The sequence below is a fragment of the Pedococcus sp. P1_H8 genome, assembly GCF_056405175.1.
In genome coordinates this window covers 1-392 of sequence record NZ_JBFUCP010000376.1, presented here as the reverse complement: position 1 = coordinate 392, position 392 = coordinate 1, and the positions used below count along the sequence as shown (strand labels likewise).

The window sequence follows — 392 nt, the reverse complement described above, 5'->3', positions numbered from 1 at the left end:
CCCCTTCCAGGCGCCGTGGCGCAGGCACTCGGCCACCAGCAGGTCGCTCTCCGAGTAGATCCGAGCCAGCCGCTGCCCGTTCTCGGTGATGCCGTGGCCGGTTGCGCCGGCGGCGCCCAGCTCGCCCTGTTCGATGTAGTCCCGCTCGCCGAGCAGGCCGAGAATCCGGTCGAAGGTGCGCGCCAGCGAGTTGGTGGTCGCGGCGACCTTCTGCCGCAGCGTCTCGGTCTCGCGGGCGAGCTTGTTGTACCGCTCGCCGATCCGGTTGAGCTGCTCACGATCCGGCGAGCTGTGACACGGGTGCGAGCGCAGGGCCCGCCGCAGCGTCGCCAGCTCCCGGTCGCTCGACGCGGGCGAACGCCGCTTGCCGTACCGGCCCGGCGCGACGATGC

At 72.4% G+C, this 392-nt stretch carries 1 pseudogene; it reads right to left on the bottom strand.

Annotated features, from left to right (window positions below):
• A pseudogene (locus AC1DYG_RS20445) lies at positions 1-392 on the bottom strand (DEAD/DEAH box helicase); the annotation flags it as partial.